Here is a 22,245-nt window from a genome sequence, read left to right as displayed (position 1 = left end):
ATTCTATGAACAATTTCTCATTACCATTATTGACAGAAGACAACGATAACCTAACAGAAAAACTTTGGTGGAAAAACTCTGAAAGTGAACAAATCCTTAATAGAGGATACTTGCTTAAAGGAGAAACAGTAGAAGGTGCTATCGACCGTATCGCATCAGCTGCTGCCAGAAGACTGTATAAACCCGAATTAAAAGAATCATTCCAAGAGATGATAGAACGTGGATGGATGAGTCTGAGCTCTCCTATCTGGGCTAATATGGGTACAGAGAGAGGTCTGCCTATTTCTTGTTTTAATGTACATATTCCAGATGGTATAGAAGGAATCACACACAAGCTTGGTGAAGTGATTATGCAAACCAAAATTGGTGGTGGTACATCAGGTTACTTTGGAGCGCTTCGCGAGAGAGGTAGTGCTGTAACAGATAATGGTAAAAGTAGTGGTGCTGTAAGCTTTATGAAGTTATTCGATACAGCTATGGACACCATCTCACAAGGAGGGGTACGTAGAGGTGCTTTTGCAGCATACTTAGACATAGACCACCCTGACTGTGAAGAATTCTTAAATATAAAAAATATCGGTAATCCTATTCAGAACCTATTCTATGGAGTATGTATACCAGACTACTGGATGCAAGAGATGATAGATGGGGATAGAGAGAAGAGACAGTTATGGGCTAAAGTACTAGAGAGTCGCCAACAAAAAGGTATGCCATACTTATTCTTCTCTGATAATGTGAATGGGCATAAACCACAAGTATACAAAGATCTTAATATGCGTGTGAACGCAAGTAATCTTTGTTCTGAGATTATGCTACCTTCTTCTGATGACGAATCGTTCATCTGTTGTTTATCTTCTATGAACCTAGAGTTATACGACGAGTGGAAAGACACAGAAGCTGTTAAACTAGCGATCTACTTCTTAGACGCAGTACTTCAAGAGTTTATAGAAAAAACAGAAGGAAACTACTATTTAGCTGCTGCTAATCGTTTTGCTAAACGCCATAGAGCATTAGGTTTAGGAGTACTAGGATGGCACTCATACTTACAGAAGAATATGATCCCATTCGAAGGACTACAAGCTAAAATGCTTACGAATCAAATATTCGATAATATCAGTGCTAAAGCGGACAAAGCGTCTCAAGAATTAGCACGCATCTATGGTGAACCAGAAATCATGAAAGGATATGGTAGACGTAACACGACTACTATGGCTATCGCTCCTACTACATCATCATCTGCTATCTTAGGACAGACTTCTCCAGGTATAGAACCTTTTAGTAGTAACTATTACAAAGCAGGACTATCTAAAGGAAACTTCATGCGTAAGAATAAATACTTAACGAAGTTACTAGAAGAAAAAGGTCTAGACAACGAAGAAACATGGAGAACTATCATGCTTAACGGTGGTAGTGTACAGCAGATAGAAGGTCTTACTGAAGAAGAAAAAGCAGTATTCAAGACATTCAAAGAAATCAGTCAACTTGAAATCATACAACAAGCTGCTGTAAGACAGAAGTACGTAGACCAAGCACAAAGCTTAAATCTAAACATCCCTTCTGCTCTACCGATCAAGGAAGTAAACAACCTAATGATCGAAGCGTGGAAACTAGGAGTTAAAACATTGTACTACCAGCGTAGTCAGAGTGTCTCTAAAGAGATGGTAACTAACCTAGTGACTTGTAGCAGTTGCGAATCTTAAGCACTCAATCTATATTATCTTATAATCTATAAAGAGAGAATCTTCACACAGAGGGTTCTCTCTTTTTATATCCCTACTCTTCTACCTCATCGTAGTATACAGTATGTCAAAGAACGTATGAACTATAATTCTGTAGACAAAACTATCACTTCATACTTTCTTTATTCTCTACACTGACTTTTATGACTCTATATGCACACTTCTAGTCTATTATGGTCGCATAAAGTGGGACACATACCACAGCATCATATAGTACCTTTTAAGCCAATATCTCTTACTAAAAGCACACTATATAAGTAATTGTCGAAAAACAGCATATTAACACCTCTAAACACGCTCTGTGCAATACCCTTTTCTTATTTACTCACTAGCAGCAATACACAATAGCAATTCAGCTATACTGACATTTAATTGCAGTATAAAAATACGAATACTAGTAATCTCTTAAAATATAGTTAAAAAAACAACACTTTATACCCTCAAATACTAAAAAACAGCACGTTACATTTTTTGGCACGATATATGAAATATACTTTGTACAACAAAAACAACAAACTTTCTTTTTCTTAAGCGACCTAGCTCCCCCAATAGCTAGGTCGTTTTTATTATCATACCTAACCAATATGACCATAGCATTTAATAAATGCAAAAAGAGACTGCCTTAGGCAGTCTCTTTTATATTTGACCAAGTATAAAAAACGTGAAATTAAATTTCAAATCCCATAGATACTCCTAATTTACCAGCAATTACTTTTGCTACCTTAGATTTTAACTCAGGTACTTTTACAGACTCCATTACTTCATCTGTGAAAGCATACATTAGTAATGCTTTTGCTTCTTTCTTAGGAATTCCTCTTTGACGCATATAGAACATCGCATCTTCATTAAGCTGCCCTATAGTACATCCATGCGAACACTTCACATCATCAGCGAAGATTTCTAACTGTGGTTTAGCATAGATATTAGCTTTCTCACTTAGTAAGATATTATTACTCTGTTGGAAACCATCTGTTTTCTGTGCTATTTTATCTACATAGATCTTACCATTAAATACTCCTGTAGAATTACCATCATAGATACCTTTGTAGTTCTGGTGGCTCTCACAGTTAGGTTGGTTATGAGATACTAATGTGTAGTGATCCACGTGTTGTTTATCACTGATTAGTGTCACACCTTTTAACGTACTATCAATGCGCTCTCCGTCTTGATAGAAGTTTAAGTTATTTCTAATCAACTTACCTCCGAATGAGAAAGTATGAACAGAAACTCTACTCTCTTGCTTCTGAGTAATATATGTATTGTCTACTAGTGTAGCTTCTTCATTATCATTCTGTAACTTATAGAAATCTACGATAGCACGTTTATGCGCTACGATCTCAGTTACAGCATTAGTAAGTACAGTAGAGTTAGTCAAGTTCTGATGTCTTTCTACGATCTGTACATGAGCATTCTCTCCTACTACTACTAAGTTACGAGGTTGTACTAACAGAGCTTTATCCGCTACCGTAGAGAAGTATATAATCTCTATCGGCTTAGCCACTACTTTACTCTTAGGAATATTAATAAATGCTCCCTCAGTAGCAAAAGCTGTGTTTAACGCCGTCATACTATCTGTCTTATCAGCCGTATTGTTATAAAAGGCATCGATCACCATTTTATATTTAGGCTTAGTCAGTGCAGATGACATTAAACATACGTCTAAACCATCATGAGTAGTAGATGATAAATGAGAACTGAACACTCCATTGATAAACACCAATTTATACGTGTCAGAATCACTTAAGAAGTATTTCTTTACATCTTTATACTCTATCGCTGTCTCCTCTTTCTGTAATACGCGAAATTCATTCTTTAAAATTGAATTCAATGAAGTGTACTTCCACGCTTCTACTTTCTTAGTAGGAAATCCTTTATCTTCGAATGTCTTTAATGCTTCTAAACGAATATCGTGTAAACCTTCATGTTCACCTTTTAAACCTTGTTCAAAAGCCACAAAAGACGTAATTAATTTATCTTTAAGCTCCATAATTCTTTCTTTGCAATTAGATTAAAATGATTGATTCTTGAGATCTAGTATTCTTACTTCTCTAAAGAAGCTTTGATCCAATCGTATCCTTTTTCTTCTAATTCCAATGCCAATTCTTTACCTCCTGTCTTAACGATTTTACCATCGTATAATACGTGTACGAAATCTGGCACGATATAGTCTAATAAACGTTGGTAGTGCGTAATTAACACTACTGCGTTATCTTCACTTTTTAGTTTGTTCACTCCATTCGCTACGATACGTAGAGCATCGATATCTAGTCCTGAGTCAGTCTCATCTAGGATAGCTAACTTAGGCTCTAACATAGCCATCTGGAAGATCTCATTACGTTTTTTCTCACCACCAGAGAATCCTTCGTTAAGAGAACGAGATAAGAACTTTCTATCGATCTCTAATAACTCCGCTTTCTCCTTGATTTTTTTCAACATCTCGTTCGCAGGCATTTCTTCTAATCCTTGTGCTTTACGTGATTCGTTGATTGCTGTTTTCATAAAGTTAGTTACAGAAACACCAGGAATCTCTACAGGATATTGGAACGATAAGAACACCCCTTTATGAGCTCTTTCTTCTGGTCCTAATTCTCCTAACTCTTCTCCTTCTAAAAGAATCTCTCCTTCAGTAACTTCGAATGCTTCATTACCAGTGATCACAGATGATAATGTACTCTTACCAGCACCGTTAGGTCCCATGATAGCGTGTACTTCACCAGCTTTTACTTCTAAGTTAATTCCTTTTAATATTTCTTTATCTTCAACACTTGCGTGTAAATTTTTTATCTGTAACATAAATTGTCTTATTTAATTTTGTTGAGGTAATCTGATTTTTTGAACTCTTTAGTTTAGGCGTAGATTAACCTACACTTCCTTCTAAAGAAATCTCTAATAATTTTTGTGCTTCTACAGCGAACTCCATTGGCAACTTATTCAACACATCTTTAGAGAATCCGTTAACGATAAGTGCAATCGCTTTTTCTGTAGGAATACCACGTTGGTTACAATAGAAGATTTGGTCTTCACCAATCTTACTAGTTGTTGCCTCATGCTCAATCTGAGCAGTAGTATTCTTAGCCTCAATATAAGGGAATGTATGAGCACCACACTCATTACCCATTAATAAAGAGTCACATTGAGAGAAGTTACGAGCATTCTCAGCTCTAGGTCCCATATGAACCAATCCTCTATAACTATTTTGAGATTTACCAGCAGATATACCTTTCGAAATAATAGTAGACTTCGTATTCTTACCTAAGTGTATCATCTTAGTACCTGTATCCGCTTGTTGGAAATTATTCGTCACAGCGATAGAGTAAAACTCACCGATAGAGTTATCCCCTTTTAATATACATGATGGGTACTTCCATGTCACAGCAGATCCTGTCTCTACTTGTGTCCACGAGATTTTAGCATTCTTCTCACATAGACCACGTTTAGTCACGAAGTTAAATACTCCTCCTTTTCCTTCACTGTCTCCAGGGAACCAGTTCTGAACAGTAGAATACTTAATCTCAGCATCATCCATAGCGATAAGCTCTACTACAGCAGCGTGTAATTGGTTCTCGTCACGTGATGGTGCAGTACATCCCTCTAAGTAAGAAACATAACTACCCTCATCAGCGATCACTAATGTACGCTCAAACTGACCTGTACCAGCTTGGTTAATACGGAAGTATGTAGACAACTCCATAGGACAACGAACACCCTTAGGAATATAACAGAATGAACCATCAGAGAATACTGCAGAGTTCAGCGCCGCATAGAAGTTATCTGTCTGTGGTACCACAGTACCTAAATATTTCTTCACTAACTCTGGGTGAGTCTTGATCGCCTCAGAGATAGAACAGAATATAATACCTTTCTCAGCTAGAGTATCTTTAAATGTAGTCGCTACAGACACAGAGTCCATCACGATATCCATCGCTACACCAGTAAGACGCTTCTGTTCGTTAAGCGAAATACCCAGTTTATTAAAAGTCTCTATCAGTTCTGGATCCACCTCATCTAAGCTCTTATACTCATCCTTCTTCTTAGGTGCAGAGTAGTAAGATATAGCTTGAAAATCAGGTTTAGTATAGTTCACATTAGCCCATTCTGGCTCCACCATCGATTCCCAAATACGGAATGCTTCTAATCTCCAATCAGTCATCCACTCAGGCTCACCTTTCTTAGCAGAGATCGCTCTAACAATATCTTCATTTAACCCAACAGGAAATGTCTCTGACTCTATATCTGTATAGAATCCATACTCATACTCCTTGGTTTCTAATTCTTTCTTTAAATCTTCTTCTGTATACTTACTCATATATTTATACTTAAAAGCCACTACTTTCTCGTACGCTTCTTTTATTAAACTAATTATCAAAAGGAAAGAAAGACAGACGTACATCCGCCTTTCTACCTTGAGGTCTTATAATGAAAAGCTTTCTCCACATCCGCAAGTTCTACTTGCATTTGGATTGTTGAAATAAAAACCTTTACCGTTCAATCCTCCAGAATACTCTAAAGTCGTTCCTACTAGGTACAAAAAGCTTTTCTTATCCACAGCGATTCTTACACCATTGTCTTCGAAAACCTTATCGTCTTCTCCTATCTCGTGATCAAATTTTAATTGATACGAAAGTCCGGAACATCCTCCGCTAGTCACTCCTACACGTACATAATCTGTAGTATGGTTAAACCCTTCATCTTCCATCAAAAGGGCCACGCGTTTACTCGCTATATCTGAAACTTTTATCATACCTTTTTTAAAATAGATTAGTTCTAAAATTTGATTTACAAAGGTATTATAAAAAAATGGTTTCTTGTACTAACTAACATATTTATAACGATTAGAAGTTTTAATACTAATATCGATAAAAACTATCGTTAGAACTCCTTTTTTGATATTCTTTCCTAACTACTTTAGTAAAAAACCTACTGAAAACTAATCACTTAATTCGATTATTTTGCTCTACTAAAATACTTTATTGCAAATATTGTACCTTTAATTATACTATTCAAGGACATTTAAAAGAATGTATTGAACAAATCAAGGCAATATTTTTTCAAAAAGACAAAGTTATCCTTTATCAATAAAATATAAAAGCGAAAAATAACAAATCTCTATCTCTAAATATCCATTAAAAAGAAGAAGTCCCCCTCCCCCCATATCAAACAACCCCAATCAATGTAGAGACAGATCATTCGTGTCCAAAAAGTAGGTCAGTTAATTGTATCGTCAATAAAGTAGAGACGGATTATCATCCGTGTCAAATAAACAAATCATCATCCAAGTCAAACAAACCCAATCAATATCAAAGTAGAGACGGATTATTATCCGTGTCACCCAAAGAATTTAAAAAACTACATTAAACACGAAAAGGATAGATATAAATCAATATTAATAAATTGTAAACATTTAATATACATATCAGTAAGGATTGCTTTTTGCTATGTTTAATCATAAAAAAAATTATGAATAAGAAGTTTAAAGGCGTGTATAATAGGTCTTCAAATAGAGCTAAATGGTGGGACTATACAAATGATGGGACATATTTTATTACTATTTGTACAAGAGATATGAAACATTATTTTGGGTATATATTTCAAGATAAGATGTACTTAAATGATTTAGGGAAATGTGTTTTAAATTGTTGGTTCAGTATCCCTCATTATTACCCATTTGTTGTTTTGGATGCATTTATTGTAATGCCAAATCATGTGCATGGTATCTTGCATATTAATAGAGGTAATTATAATACTAAGAAAATTGATAATAACAAGGAATTTAAAAGCGTATCTGGAAGTTTAGGAAATATAATAAAGGGGTTTAAAGTTGGAGTAAAGAAAGATGCTAAAAGTCTTGGTATAGCGTTCTTTTGGCAAGATGGATATCATGACCATATAATCAGAACAGCTTCTGCATATAATAATATTGCTAATTATATTCATACTAATCCTTCACGTTGGAATAAGGACAGGTTTTATAATGAGTTTTGATATTGTTATTTTGTTTGACACGGATGATAATCCGTCTCTACTTTATTGACGATACAATTAACTGTCCTACTTTCTGGACACGGATAATCTGTCTCTACATTGATTAGGGTATTTTGTTTGACACGGATAATAATCAGTGTGTACATTGATATGGCTACTTTGTTTGACACGGATAATAATCCGTCTCTACTTTATTGACGATACAATTAACTGACCTACTTTTTGGACACGAATGATCTGTCTCTACATTGATTGGGGTATTTTGTTTGACACGGATGATAATCAGTGTGTACATTGATGTGGCTACTTTGTTTGACACGGATGATATTCCGTCTCTACTTTATTGACCATACAATTAACTGACCTACTTTCTGGACACGGATAATAATCCGTCTCTACTATAATCACAATACAATTCCTAATTCTTCATTAACTATCGCCCTCTTTTGCCCTTTTTGGTTAATATTGGAGAGATTGCCTTCTTTTGGTTATTTCATTTCAACATAAACAACTATCAATAAACACTTTACCATTTTTAATTCAAAAATTGTTCGGAAGTTGTTCGGTAATAAGCAGTGTTTACTTGGGATAAGTACCCTTTTACCGAACCGTACTAAATCTCTACCCGAAGCATCTATATACTAGTATCACTTCCTTAGATAACCGATTAGAATCTCTTCTATACCAAGGCCAGTGACAGACTTTTGCAAAAAAGAGAGACTAGGAGAAATAATTTTAGTAATTTGCACCTAACTCAAATAAACTAAAACAATTATGAAACTATACGCTATAGAAAGTGGCAACTTTAAACTAGACGGTGGTGCTATGTTTGGCGTTGTTCCTAAAGTGATTTGGAACAAAACCAACCCTGCTGATGCTAATAACCTCATCGACTTAGGGGCTAGACTACTCCTTATCGAAGAGGGCAACAGACTGATCCTTATCGATACAGGTATGGGAAATAAACAATCTGATAAATTCTTTGGTTATTATAATCTATGGGGAGACCATAGCATAGATAAGTCTCTAGCTAAGCATGGCTTTCACAGAGATGATATCACAGATGTATTTTTGACACACTTACACTTCGACCACGTAGGAGGTGCTGTAAACTGGAATAGTGATAGAACAGGATATGTAAACGCATTTAAGAACGCGAAGTACTGGACGAATGAGAATCACTGGGAATGGGCAACTAAACCGAATGCGAGAGAGAAGGCTTCTTTCTTATCAGAGAACATCCTTCCTATACAGGATAGCGGTGCACTTCACTTCATCCCAAAGGCTCAAGGAAACATACTGCACAACTCCGAATTAGGCTTTGATATCTTCTTCGCAGATGGACATACTGAGAAACAAATGATCCCTATACTGAACTATAAAGGCAAAAAGATAGCTTATGTAGCCGATCTCCTGCCTACAGTAGGACATATCCCACTTCCTTATGTAATGGGATACGATACAAGACCCCTGCTAACACTAGACGAAAAAGAGAAATTCTTAAAGATGGCAGCTGATGAGAATTGGTATTTGTTCTTAGAACACGATGCTCATAATGAAATCATCACTGTGCAACATACTGAAAAAGGAGTGAGACTAAATGAGAATTTAAAAGCTAATGAAATCTTAATTTAGTGTTAAGTACACTTTCAAGATGTAACTTATTTATATTTTTAGCACGAATAACATTGATAATTTAAATTTAACTATAATGCGATTGATTAAACCTTTATACCTATCAGCTGCTTTAGCATTAGCTTTAACTAGCTGTGGTACAACGAGTACGATTACCAATACACCGATCTCGGGTGTAGATAATCTACCGAAGAGAACAACAAAACTTACAGAAGAACAATTACGCAGATGGAGTCATTTAGACATCATTAATGATACTGTTCCTGGAATGTCTGTTGACAGAGCGTATGAAGAAATTCTTAAAGGAAAGAAATTACCTAAGAAAGTAATTGTAGGAGTTGTAGATTCAGGTATTGAGATTGATCACGATGATTTAAAAACTCAAGTTTGGACAAACCCTAATGAAATAGCGGGTAATGGTATCGATGATGATAATAATGGATACATCGATGACATCCACGGATGGAACTTCTTAGGACAGTCTGTACACGAAAACGTAGAGATGGTACGTGTGATCCGTAGAGGTGATGACGGTTCTGATCAGTATAAAAGAGCTGTGAAGGAATACGACGAAGAAATAAAAAGCAACCAAGAGAGCAAACTACGTGTAGATATGTTATTGCGCGCGAATGAGCGTATCGCAAAATACCTAGATAAGAAAGACTACACAATGGATGACTTAAACAGTATTCCATTAGACGCGACTGAAGAAATCATCCACTCTAAGAATGTTATGTATAATATCTTAGCAGGTGGAAGAGAGTTATCTTGGTTAGAAGCTTACAAAAACAGTGTAGAAAGTAAAGCGAAACACCACTTAAACTTAGAGTTTGACGGTAGAAAGATAGTAGGTGATGATCATACAGATATCAATGATAGAATCTATGGTGATAACAACGTGATCGGACCTGTAAGAGAAGAGGCAAAACACGGTACTCACGTAGCTGGTATTATCGCTCAGACTCGTGGTAATAACTTAGGTGGAGACGGTGTAGCATCTGACGTAGCAGAGATCATGGCTGTAAGAGCTGTACCAGATGGTGATGAGTATGATAAGGATATTGCATTAGGGATCAGATATGCAGTAGATAACGGTGCTAAAGTAATCAACGGAAGCTTCGGTAAATACTATGAAGAAAACAGTCAGTGGGTACGTGACGCTATTAAATATGCAGAAGAGAAAGACGTACTTATCGTAGTAGCTGCAGGTAATGATGCTATGGACTTAAACATCCCTGGAGGTGTAGAGCGCTACCCTAACGATAACGTAAAGATGGGACCAGAGATCTCTAACAACTTCTTAGTAGTAGGAGCTCTTAACCCAGAGTTTGGTAAAAATATGGTGGCTCGTTTCTCTAACTATGGTGATTATGATGTAGACGTATTCGCTCCTGGAGTGAAAATTTATGCTACTGTACCAACGAATAGTTATGAGTACTTACAAGGTACTTCTATGGCTTCTCCTAACGTAGCAGGTGTTGCAGCATTAGTGAGAGCTTATTACCCAGAGTTTACAGCTGGAGAAGTGAAGAAAATCATCATGGACTCAGGTGTAGCAGTAAACTTCGACGTAGTAGTAGGTGAGAAAAAAGAAATCAGAAATTTCCAATCTATCTCTACTTCTGGTAAGTTTGTAAATGCGTACAATGCATTATTATTAGCTGAGAAATTATCAAAAGCTAAAAAATAAAACTTGTAACTAAGTAACCCTTAATATAAAAAGCTCCACATTTATGCATAATATATGTGGAGTTTTGATTTCAAACACATTATGAAAAAAATATTACTAACTCTAGCTATCTGCTCTATTGCCCTAATAGACGCAATCGCTCAAAACAACCCTAATCCAGGTTATTGGCAACAACATGTTGACTATAAAATGGACGTGAAGATGGACGTGAAAAAGTACCAATACACAGGTACTCAAAAGTTAACTTACACAAACAATTCACCTGATACTTTAAAAGCAGTATACTTCCACCTTTACTACAACGCATTCCAACCAAATAGTGATATGGATGCACTATTATCAAATATCGCTGATCCTGACTCTCGTATGGTAGATACTAAAACAGTGAGAGGTAGAAAAGTATTCGAGAGTAGAATCACAAAGCTAAAAGACAACGAAATAGGATACCTAAAGGTATCTAAAATGATGCAAGATGGTGAGGCTTTAGAGACGAAAGAAGTAGGTACTATACTAGAGGTGACTCTAAAAAAACCTATCGCTCCTAAGTCATCTACTGTATTCACAATGAACTTCGACGGACAAGCTCCTGTGATGATCCGTAGAGCTGGTAGAAACTCTAAAGAAGGTGTAGCACTGTCTATGTCTCAATGGTTCCCTAAGATCGCTGAATATGACTTCGAAGGATGGCATGCTGAGCAGTATCTAGGTAGAGAGTTCCACAGTGCATGGGGTGACTTCGACGTAAAAATAACGTTAGATAAAAACTATATCTTAGGTGGTACAGGTAATATCATAAATAATAATGAGGTAGGATATGGATACCAAGATGCTGGTATCGATGATAACTCTATCAAGAAAGGTAAAGAGCTTACATGGCACTTTAAGGCTGAGAATGTACTAGACTTTACATGGGGGGCAGACCCTAACTTCATACACGATACGTATGATGGACCTGATGGAGTGAAACTTCACTTCTTATATAAAAACAACCCTGCTATTATAGATAACTGGAAAAAACTACAGCCTGTAACAGCAGAGTTAATGAAATTCTTCAATGAGAATGTAGGTCCTTACCCTTATAACCAATACTCTGTAATACAAGGAGGTGATGGAGGTATGGAATACTCTATGTGTACCCTAATCACAGGTGAGAGATCATTCCCAAGCTTAGCAGGAGTGACTGCTCATGAGTTAGCGCACAGTTGGTTCCAACATGCTTTAGCTACTAATGAGACGAAACACGAATGGATGGATGAAGGGTTTACTTCATTTATATCTGACCTAGCGATGCTAAAAATCTTACCTAAAGACCAACAAGAAGATGTGAACCCATTCGGATCTACTTATAAGAGCTACTACAACTTAGTGTCTAAAGGGATGCAAGAGCCATTAAGCACACATGCAGATCATTACTTGACAAATAGAGCTTATTCTACTTCTGCATACAGCAGAGGATCTATCTTCTTAACTCAGTTAGCTTACCTAATCGGGTGGAATAATATGATGACTACACTGAGAACGTACTATAATGAATACAAGTTCACTCACCCTACTCCTAATGACTTCAAGCGTGTAGCTGAGAAAGTATCTGGTGCTGTATTAGACCAATATTTAATCGACTGGACACAGACGAACAACACGATAGACTACTCTATCTTATTCGTAGAAGAGGTACAGAAAAACCAAACTTTAGTTACTTTAGGTAGAATGGGAAGAATGGGTATGCCTTTAGATATTTTAGTAGAATACGAAGATGGTTCTATAGAGACATTCTATATTCCTTATACTTCAATGCACTGGATCAAACCTAACCAGTACGTACAATACGAAAGAACAGTGTTAGATGGATGGGGATGGGCTCAACCAGAATATAAGTTCACAATCAATAAACCAAAAGGTGCTATTAAGAAAATAGTGATCGACCCAAGCCAGTTTATGGCTGATGTAAATCAAGAAAATAGTATCTATACAAAATAGAAATAGGCCGCAGTAGCGGCCTATTTTATTTATAAATATTTCATATTCCTTTGCTACCTTTGCAGTCTATATGGAACAAAAAAAATACAATTATCCTAAAAAGGAAAAGCTAAAAAGCAAAACTGTAATCGAAGAGTTATTTACAACTGGTAAAACTGTGAGTAAATACCCTTTGAGAATGGTATACGTGCAAATAGCTAATCAAGAAGACCTCCCTCTAAAAGTAGGAGTATCTGTATCTAAACGCCATTTTAAAAAGGCGGTAGATAGAAACTATTTTAAAAGATTACTACGCGAAGCATATAGGCAGAATAAACACTTACTACTAGAAAATATAGATAAGCCTTATGCAATGATGCTATTCTATCAATCTAAAGATAGATTAACATTCAAAGATGTAAACGAGAAGATGATTAAGCTTTTCGAGAAATTCATAGACGCTACAACAGAAAAAAAAGAAGACAACTCTTAATAGTTTGTCTTTTTTACATCTTATATTTGCACTATATTAAAAATACACTTAACTTAATAGTTTTCTGATTATTAATCATTAAATACTAATAAATAAATACCTTTTTATTGTTTAAATGTATTATTTATTCTTGATTGAGTTGATCATTTTTACAATATCTAGCATCTAATGCTACTTACATGTAAGAGTTCAGAAAAGCATTGTTATAAATATACCTGAGTTTGTTCAGGCTTTAAAATAGTGATAGCTCTATGCAAAATTTAGAAAAAGGAAATTGTTTAATTGAAACAGATAGTGATGTAGAACACATCTCTACACCTAACAAAAGCACTCTAGACCTTAATACTACACACAAAGCTCTTGAAGTAGCGAATAACAGATTGCGCCAACTACCTTTAGAAGGTCAGTCTAACTTCAGAGATCTAGGCGGATATCAAACAGAGGATAACAAAACAGTCAAATGGGGGTGCTTATTCCGCTCAGGACAATTGAGCAACCTAACTGACGTAGATCTAAACTACCTAAGCTCACTTCCGCTGACTACAATAGTAGACTTTAGAAGTGAAGAAGAAAGTGAAGAGCAGAAAACACTGTTACCAAAAACAGTTACTAATGAAGTACTTCTACCGATCACTCCTGGTAATCTTAGTAAGAATCAGGTCATGCAGATCGTACAAAAGGGAGATATAAACCTAGCTACTAAACTCTTAGTGGATATCAATGAACAACTGGTACTCCACAACCAAAGTCAATACAAAGCTTTCTTTAGAGAGGTAGAATGTTCTGAGGCTCCACTAATGTTTAACTGTACTGCAGGTAAAGATAGAACAGGCTTCGCTGCTGCTCTACTCCTATCTGCTCTAGGCGTGAATCAACATACAGTGATAGAAGATTACCTATTGACTAATCAATATGTCAATCTCGATATACAAAGAATACAAAAACAATTTAATCTAGAAACACAACAAGCCGAAACACTTCTAACCCTATTCACAGTACAAGAACAATTCTTAGCAAAAGCATTGAATACTATAGAAGAATATTATAATTCTGTAGAACAGTACCTAACAGAAATATTAGAAGTGGATATCGCTTTATTAAAAGCAAAATATCTTTACTAAACTAAGACTAGCCATGGAGTGGTATATATTCCTATTCTGACTATTAGCTTATTAGTAACCATATCGTTACAAATTACAAGTTTAAATCCGACAGTTTTATGCAAGCACAGTCATCACATGGCCACAGTTCTCAATTGAATAAAATAACCTTAGGAACACTACTGGTGACATTAGGTATTATCTATGGAGACATTGGTACATCCCCACTTTATGTAATGAAAGCCATCATAGGAAAAGAGATTATCCGAGAGGATATTGTCTTAGGAGCTATTTCATGCGTTTTTTGGACCTTAACCTTACAGACGACCATTAAGTATGTTTTTCTAACCCTAAAGGCAGATAATAATGGTGAGGGCGGTATATTCTCACTCTATACTTTAGTCAAGAGGTTGAAGAAACGTTGGTTAATCATTCCTGCTATTATTGGAGGTAGTGCGCTATTAGCCGATGGTATCATCACCCCTCCTATCTCTATATCATCAGCTATAGAAGGACTTAGAATATATGAACCCAACCTACAGACTATTCCGATAGTGATAGGAATTATCTTTATTCTCTTTGTCATCCAACAATTTGGTACCAAGGCTATTGGTAAATTCTTTGGCCCTATGATGACCTTGTGGTTCTTAATGATAGGGATAATTGGTCTATTTCACTTAATGGATAACCTTACAGTATTGAAGGCTTTAAATCCTTATTATGCAGTTCATTTACTTTCTATACACTCAGAAGGTTATTTTGTATTGGGATTTGTCTTTCTATGTACTACAGGTGCAGAAGCACTTTATAGTGATCTAGGACATTGTGGGATAAAGAATATACGCATCACTTGGGCATTTGTAAAAGCGATGCTAGTGTTGTGTTATTTTGGACAAGGAGCTTATTTAATCAACTTTTCTAACCAAACACTACTACAACTATCACCGGATAATCAAAACCCCGCAAACCCTTTCTTTTTAGTTATGCCTGAGTGGTTCTTGCCATTTGGTATAGCCATTGCAACAATAGCGGCTGTAATCGCATCACAAGCCCTAATAAGCGGATCATTTACACTAATCAATGAAGCGATAAGACTTAACTTATGGCCAAAAGTAAAAGTAAAATTCCCGACCAATGTAAAAGGTCAATTATATATTCCTTCTATCAACTGGTTACTATTCTTAGGCTGTGTATTCGTGGTACTACACTTCGAAGAGTCAGGTAATATGGAAGCTGCGTATGGACTAGCAATTACCTTGTGTATGATCATGACTACAATCTTACTAGGCTACTATATGTACCTAAAACGTGTACATATTGTTGTAATCGTATTAGTCGAACTAATATACCTAAGCTTAGAGGTATCTTTCTTTATCGCTAACGTTCAGAAGTTCACTCATGGTGGTTATGTTACCGTTATCATAGCATCTTTGCTAGCAGGTACGATGATTATAAACTACCTAGCGAAGAAGATAAGAAAGAACTATACTGAGTTTGTCAATATAGAACAGTATAAAGACATTCTTCTAGATATCAGTGGAGATACAAGCATTCCTAAATTTGCTTCTAATCTAATCTATCTAACCAACTCCAATACATGCTCTAAAATAGAATATAAAGCATTGTATTCTATCACACAACGTAGACCTAAAAGAGCAGATAACTATTGGTTCATACATGTGAATGTTAGTGATCAACCTTATAACTTAGAATACAAAATACAGAAGATGGGTGCTGATAATATTATCCGTGTTGACTTTTATCTAGGTTTTAGAAATGACCAAAAGATCAGTGTACTCATGAAACAGGTACTCAAAGAGCTAACTGAAACAGGAGAAGTAGATGTAATCAGTAAATACACCTCTTTACAAAAAAACAATATTTATACAGACTTTGAATATGTATTGATAGAGAAAGAATTGTCTTATGACAATGAACTACCTGCTCATGAAACAATCATACTTACACTATATGAATGGCTTAAAAAACTAGCACTATCAGAAGAAAAGGCCTTTGGTCTTGACAGTAGTGCTGTAACCGTAGAACGATTCCCTATGGTGATAAACCCAATAGAAGAATTACCTTTACACAGAAGGTATTAATACATAAAAAGGCGTTCAGTGATGAACGCCTTTTTACTTCTATTTAATTTGTTTCGCTCTCATTAAACTTTAATGAGTTTACGATTGATTCTACTTCCATTAAGATACCTCTCTTTCCCATAGCTGGATTATATACTAACCCTTCTATAAACAGGTACCTACTAGCTGATTCATCACGGAACACATAACTCATATAAGGACCACTCATAAAGCTATTATGCATGTCCCAATCTCCAGTGAACTCATAGACCTTTCTTCCTTGTCTTACAAACTCTTTATTGTTAGGAATAAACCCTTCATTGAGCCTTAGATACGAATTATCTTCTATAGAATGTATATACTTACCATTCACTGAATCCTTCACTGCTAATAAGTTATTTAGAATAGTATCATCTGTATTCTCTATTCTCTCCATTGGCACATCATAAATCAGAATATTACTATTACCTGAAGCAATATTCTTTTTAAACCATACAAAGTGGTAATTACTTCCAACCAACTTATACGTAGTCGGCAAATTAAGGCTTACTTGAAACTTATCCTGAAAATAATCAATATCAACTATCTTCCCTTCAAGAATACGCTTTGCAACGACATCAAACTCAGAGCGCAAAATAGAACTCACAATAGAGTCTGAATTCTTCTTAAACTCGCTTATTAGCCCCTTCCTAGAATCTCCGCTAACTGTAAAGTACATCTGACCAGCAGTGTACTTATCTTTCTCAAACAGAAAACTATTGTTACTATAGTTATCCGAAAAGACGATTATATTTCTTCTATTCTTCGTACGTGAAGAAAATAGATTAGGGGAGATCTGTTCTAAAGAAAAAGTAGACTCTGGTGGTGTAATTCCTTCTATAGGTACAGCCAGATGTTCTCTTATACTATCCCCTACACTACCATACCATAGTCTATCATTAATGACTATAAGTATCTGGTGAGGTTCGTCCATAGGATTGTTAGATCTATTCTTAGCAGACCTGTCTCTACACCCAACGAGTGCAAACAATACTAACAATACATAACCAATATACCTCACTCTTATCTTCTTCTAATTAAGTCTTAACTTCATACCTGGACGAATGTCATCTGAGTCCTTCATATTATTTAAGGACTTTAATTTAGTCACAGTCACTCCAGCAAACTTCTTACTTATAGAGGATAATGAATCTCCTCTCTGCACAGTATAGAAATTATTCTTAGTACCGCCTGACGCTTGAGCCACCGCTTTTTTACCTACTACTAATTTCTTACCAGGGTAGATTAGATTTCCTTTTAGATTATTTAATTTCTTTAATTGAGCTACCGAAATACCGTACTTATTAGCAATAGTACCTACACTCTCTCCCTTGCGTATCGTGTGATAACGCGGATTAACAGAGCTACTTTCTACTATAGATTCAGCAACTACAGCATAGTTAGGCTGTTCTTTTTTAGAGTCTACGAAGTCAACATAAGCATACATCTTCTCTTCATTAGAAGCCATTAAACCTATTTTCTTTACAGGTAGTCTTAAGAAGTTCAGTTTACCACTATCATAAGGAATCACTTGTAACTTATAAGTTGGGTTTAAGAACTCTATTTCTTCTTTAGATACATCTAATAAATTAGCGATTTGGTCAAAAGACATTGTTTTCTTAATCGCTATTGTATCAGTCTCTACTACCTTTATAGGTGCCTTTTTAGACGTGATACCATGCTCTTTTGCATATTCAAAAATATACATAGTAGCATAGAACGCAGGCAAATAGTTTTGTGTTTCACGTGGAAGATTTGGTCTAATATTCCAGTAATTCGTATATCCATTAGAACGACGAATCGCTTTACTCACGTTACCTGGTCCAGCGTTATATGATGCTAATACTAAATCCCAATCACCAAACATACCATACAAGTCTGATAAAAACTTAGCAGCTGCCTCAGATGACTTTAATGGATCTATACGATCATCTATATAAGAAGTTACTTCTAGATTATATTGTTTACCTGTAGGATACATGAATTGCCATAGACCAGTAGCTCCCACTCTAGAACGAGCTACAGGATTAAGTGCAGATTCTACTATAGATAAATATTTAACCTCTAAAGGAACATTTTGTTTTGCTAATTGCTCCTCAAACATTGGGAAATAATATTCTGATAAGCCTAATAACCTCTCAAAAGAACGTTTTCTATTCTTTAGAAATGATTTAATCACTCGTTCTAATGTTTCATTGTATTCAACATTAAAAGGTGTTTTCTCATTTAATCGTTTTAAACGTTCTTTTAAAAGCTCAGTAGGTAATTCATCAAAACGAACATCTCCTTCGTCAAAGTTTGCATCAGCTAACTCATTCTCTAGCTCATTAAATAAATCCTGATTTAATAACTCATTCAACCAACGCTTCTCTATAGAAGCACTACTAGCATGGTTAACAAATGTCTTTTTAATAGAGTCCAGATACACCTCTGGGCTCATTTCTTTCTTTGATACTTCTGTAAGCGTACTAGGCTCATTCTGTCCCATGACTGAGTACGAAAAAAGACCGCATGCTAATAAAGTTAATACTTTGTAATTCATCGCGCTATGTATTATAAAATCCCTATGCTTGGTATATAAGCATAGGGACCTACTATTATTCTTGTATTGCTTTAATTCCTGGTAATACTTGACCTTCCAACATTTCCAACATTGCTCCACCTCCAGTAGAAACATAACTCATCTTAGGCGCTAGACCGAACTGTTTTACAGCAGCTACAGAGTCTCCACCTCCTACTAATGAAAAAGTACCATTTTTAGTAGCTTCAGCAATGAAGTTACCTAACTCGATCGTACCATTCGCGAATTTCTCCATCTCGAATACTCCTAAAGGACCATTCCACAAGATGATTTTTGACTCAGCTACCACAGGTTTTAAGCTCTCTAATGTCTTAGGACCTACGTCTAAACCTTGCCATCCATCAGGAATTTCATTAGCAGCTACCACTTGTACATTCGCATCAGCAGCGAATGCATCAGCAGCCAAAATATCCACAGGTAAGTGTACTTGTACATTCTTCTCTTTCGCTTTTTTCAAGATATCTAAAGCTAAATCTAGCTTATCATCTTCGCAGATAGAATTACCGATCTTACCACCTAGAGCTTTAATAAACGTAAAAGTCATCCCTCCACCGATAATCATGTGATCTATCTTATCTAAGATATTCTCGATAATCGTAATTTTAGAAGATACTTTAGAACCACCTAATACAGCTGTAACAGGCTTATCAGTACTATTCAATACCTTATTTAAACTCTCTATCTCTTTAGCTAATAAATAACCAAAGCATTTTTTATCTGCAAAGTACTTCGCTACGATAGTAGTAGAAGCATGTGCTCTATGTGCAGTACCAAAAGCATCATTCACATAAAAATCAGCTAACTCCGCTAATTGTTTTGAGAACCCTTCATCACCTTTTTCTTCCTCTGCGTAGAATCGTAGATTCTCTAATAAGATGATATCTCCAGCTTTACTAGCTACGATAGCTTCCTTAACTGTACTTCCTACACAGTCGTTCACAAAAGTAACTTTATGTCCTAAAATCTCTTCTGTTTTTGCAACGATATGACGTAGTGAATACTTGTCATTGCGTTCTCCCTTAGGTCTTCCTAAGTGAGACATTAAGATAGCTACACCACCCTCTTTTACTATTTTTTCAATAGTAGGTTTTGCAGCCTCTATTCTATTTGTATCTGTAACATTAAAATTCTCATCTAGGGGAACATTAAAGTCAACTCTAACCAACACCTTTTGATCTTTAAAATCAAAACTATCAATAGATTTCATCTTTACTTTTTTATATATTTTACGATAAGTTACACAAATATAAATCTTTTTCGATATCAGACTACCTGATTATTATATTGTTAAACGAAAATTTTAACATATTACACTCATTAGTCTTTTATAAATACACCAATAAACAGAGTTATTAATAAATATATTACACTTTACATATATTAATTATTCAATATTATAGTATTTACAGACAGAAATACAAAATAATAAGGGCAAATAAATATTTAAACTATTTTTAATTTTAGAACAGTTATAGACTAGAACTTGTCTAAAAAACTCTAAATAACAAACAAAATAGATACTCCTAACACAAAACTAAACGCAAAACACATTGACTTAATCATCCCTTCACAGATTTAGTACCTGATAATAAGCCATATTATTACAACATATTGTTATAGAACAAACCCTATTTTGTGAAGGTAAATATTCTCTAAACAGAAATAAAATAGTTGTACAATTATGAATCTGATTATTTTAAACACTTGATAATTAATTTATCTTTGCCTTATGCAATTTTCAGATATTATAGGGCAATCCTTTTTAAAGAATCATTTGATACAGTCAGCTGCATCAGGTCGTGTACCTCATGCACAGTTATTTATTGGTGGAGAAGGTACAGGTACTTTACCTATGGCTATCGCCTACGCACAGTATTTACTATGCAAAAATACGGGTAATGAAAACACAGGAGGAAATGATGCCTGTAATATCAAATTCAACAATCTTGCTCACCCAGACTTACACTTTGTGTATCCTGTAGCTACGACAGAAGCTGTAAAAAGGAATGCTACTAGTGATCTATTCGCAGAACAATGGCGTAGTTTTTTAAAAACAAATAAATACGGAAACCTTTTCGATTGGTACACCCACATTGATATTCAGAATAAACAAGGACAAATAGGAGTAGATGAAGCGAGTGAAGTACTGAAGAAACTTGCCTTAAAATCCTTTGAAGGTGGTTATAAGATTATGATCATTTGGATGGCAGATAAGCTAAATACTGAGGCTTCTAATAAACTACTAAAGCTATTAGAAGAACCACCTGCTAAAACGGTGTTTATCCTAATCGCAGAGAACGAGAAGAATATTCTACAGACTATCCTCTCGAGATGTCAAGTACTAAAGTTTCCTCCGCTTAACGCTATCGAAATACAAGAAGCTTTAATACAACGTGAGCAATGTGATCCACAGGAAGCCATCATGATCGCTAATCAATCGCAAGGAAGTTATAATAAAGCACTGAGCTTACTGCATAATAAAGCGAATGCCTTACCTTATGAGAAATGGTTTGTACAATGGGTACGAGCAGCCTTTAGAGCCAAGGGAAATGCTGCAGTAATTCAAGAATTAATAGAATGGAGTGAGGAACTAGCTGCTTTAGGGCGTGAACAGCAAAAACAGTTTATAGAGTTCTGTATAGAACTATTCAGACAGGCTCTGCTGTTAAACTATCAAACTCCAGAACTAGTGTATTATAAAACGACAGTAGATAAGTTTAAACTAGAAAACTTTGCTCCCTTTGTCAACGGAGAAAATATAAATGAAATATACCAAGAGCTAGGTGATGCTATCTACCATATAGAACGAAATGGTAATGCTAAAATGATCTTCACAGATCTATCTATAAAGCTAACACGGTTAATACATAAGAAGTAATAAAAACGGTCGCATTCGATGAATACGACCGTTTTTTTATTGTTTCTATTTAGAAGAGTATAGCTTTAGCT

16 protein-coding genes are annotated in these 22,245 nt (G+C 35.5%); 9 read left to right on the top strand and 7 right to left on the bottom strand.

Annotated elements, in window-relative coordinates:
- The first annotated feature begins 5 nt into the window (after positions 1-5).
- Positions 6-1,700: a ribonucleoside-diphosphate reductase subunit alpha gene (locus tag BK054_RS05560; RefSeq protein WP_006257886.1), complete on the top strand. Its 1,695-nt coding sequence runs from the start codon at positions 6-8 to the stop codon at positions 1,698-1,700.
- Between the two features lie 706 nt (positions 1,701-2,406).
- Here BK054_RS05560 and sufD read toward each other — a convergent pair.
- From sufD to BK054_RS05540, 4 genes are all read right to left on the bottom strand, one after another.
- A complete protein-coding gene (gene sufD, locus BK054_RS05555; protein WP_006257887.1) occupies positions 2,407-3,726 on the bottom strand; it encodes a Fe-S cluster assembly protein SufD in 1,320 nt (439 codons plus the stop codon).
- A 53-nt stretch (positions 3,727-3,779) separates the two neighbouring features.
- Entirely contained in the window at positions 3,780-4,532 is a 753-nt protein-coding gene (gene sufC, locus BK054_RS05550; protein WP_006257888.1) for a Fe-S cluster assembly ATPase SufC, read from the bottom strand.
- A 64-nt stretch (positions 4,533-4,596) separates the two neighbouring features.
- Positions 4,597-6,045, bottom strand: a complete 1,449-nt coding sequence (sufB, locus tag BK054_RS05545; RefSeq protein WP_036471293.1) for a Fe-S cluster assembly protein SufB — start codon at positions 6,043-6,045, stop codon at positions 4,597-4,599.
- Between the two features lie 105 nt (positions 6,046-6,150).
- The gene (locus tag BK054_RS05540; protein WP_006257890.1) at positions 6,151-6,480 is read right to left on the bottom strand and encodes a HesB/IscA family protein; all 330 of its coding nucleotides are present in this window, start codon (positions 6,478-6,480) and stop codon (positions 6,151-6,153) included.
- A 716-nt stretch (positions 6,481-7,196) separates the two neighbouring features.
- Here BK054_RS05540 and BK054_RS05535 point away from each other — a divergent pair.
- The 7 genes from BK054_RS05535 to BK054_RS05505 all read left to right on the top strand — a co-directional run bounded on the left by BK054_RS05535 (position 7,197) and on the right by BK054_RS05505 (position 16,697).
- Positions 7,197-7,721 carry a transposase gene (locus tag BK054_RS05535; protein WP_071307040.1) on the top strand — a complete coding sequence of 175 codons (525 nt, stop codon included), beginning with the start codon at positions 7,197-7,199 and terminating at the stop codon, positions 7,719-7,721.
- A gap of 774 nt (positions 7,722-8,495) precedes the next feature.
- Positions 8,496-9,356 carry an MBL fold metallo-hydrolase gene (locus tag BK054_RS05530; protein ID WP_071307039.1) on the top strand — a complete coding sequence of 287 codons (861 nt, stop codon included), beginning with the start codon at positions 8,496-8,498 and terminating at the stop codon, positions 9,354-9,356.
- Positions 9,357-9,432: 76 nt separating this feature from the next.
- Complete coding sequence (locus BK054_RS05525) at positions 9,433-11,046, top strand: S8 family peptidase (RefSeq protein ID WP_071307038.1); 1,614 nt, start codon at positions 9,433-9,435, stop codon at positions 11,044-11,046.
- 54 nt (positions 11,047-11,100) lie between these two features.
- The gene (locus BK054_RS05520) at positions 11,101-13,023 is read left to right on the top strand and encodes a M1 family metallopeptidase (protein ID WP_071307037.1); all 1,923 of its coding nucleotides are present in this window, start codon (positions 11,101-11,103) and stop codon (positions 13,021-13,023) included.
- A gap of 70 nt (positions 13,024-13,093) precedes the next feature.
- Positions 13,094-13,495 carry a ribonuclease P protein component gene (gene rnpA / locus BK054_RS05515; RefSeq protein WP_006262479.1) on the top strand — a complete coding sequence of 134 codons (402 nt, stop codon included), beginning with the start codon at positions 13,094-13,096 and terminating at the stop codon, positions 13,493-13,495.
- 251 nt (positions 13,496-13,746) lie between these two features.
- Entirely contained in the window at positions 13,747-14,616 is an 870-nt protein-coding gene (locus tag BK054_RS05510; RefSeq protein ID WP_071307036.1) for a tyrosine-protein phosphatase, read from the top strand.
- Between the two features lie 98 nt (positions 14,617-14,714).
- The gene (locus BK054_RS05505) at positions 14,715-16,697 is read left to right on the top strand and encodes a KUP/HAK/KT family potassium transporter (RefSeq protein WP_006262477.1); all 1,983 of its coding nucleotides are present in this window, start codon (positions 14,715-14,717) and stop codon (positions 16,695-16,697) included.
- A gap of 43 nt (positions 16,698-16,740) precedes the next feature.
- On the opposite strand, the gene BK054_RS05500 is transcribed toward BK054_RS05505, so the two are convergent.
- The 3 genes from BK054_RS05500 to BK054_RS05490 form a co-directional block, all read right to left on the bottom strand.
- A complete protein-coding gene (locus BK054_RS05500; RefSeq protein ID WP_071307632.1) occupies positions 16,741-17,649 on the bottom strand; it encodes a DUF4837 family protein in 909 nt (302 codons plus the stop codon).
- Positions 17,650-17,748: 99 nt separating this feature from the next.
- Positions 17,749-19,257 carry a lytic transglycosylase domain-containing protein gene (locus tag BK054_RS05495; RefSeq protein ID WP_071307035.1) on the bottom strand — a complete coding sequence of 503 codons (1,509 nt, stop codon included), beginning with the start codon at positions 19,255-19,257 and terminating at the stop codon, positions 17,749-17,751.
- A gap of 55 nt (positions 19,258-19,312) precedes the next feature.
- Positions 19,313-20,503: a phosphoglycerate kinase gene (locus tag BK054_RS05490; protein ID WP_071307034.1), complete on the bottom strand. Its 1,191-nt coding sequence runs from the start codon at positions 20,501-20,503 to the stop codon at positions 19,313-19,315.
- A 522-nt stretch (positions 20,504-21,025) separates the two neighbouring features.
- Here BK054_RS05490 and BK054_RS05485 point away from each other — a divergent pair.
- Complete coding sequence (locus BK054_RS05485; protein WP_006257901.1) at positions 21,026-22,174, top strand: ATP-binding protein; 1,149 nt, start codon at positions 21,026-21,028, stop codon at positions 22,172-22,174.
- The last annotated feature ends 71 nt before the right edge of the window (positions 22,175-22,245 follow it).

This window comes from Myroides sp. ZB35 (genome assembly GCF_001865835.1).
Classification (GTDB): domain Bacteria; phylum Bacteroidota; class Bacteroidia; order Flavobacteriales; family Flavobacteriaceae; genus Flavobacterium; species Flavobacterium odoratimimum.
The sequence above is the reverse complement of the archived record's forward strand: the minus strand, read 5'-3'. Positions and strand labels throughout refer to the sequence as shown.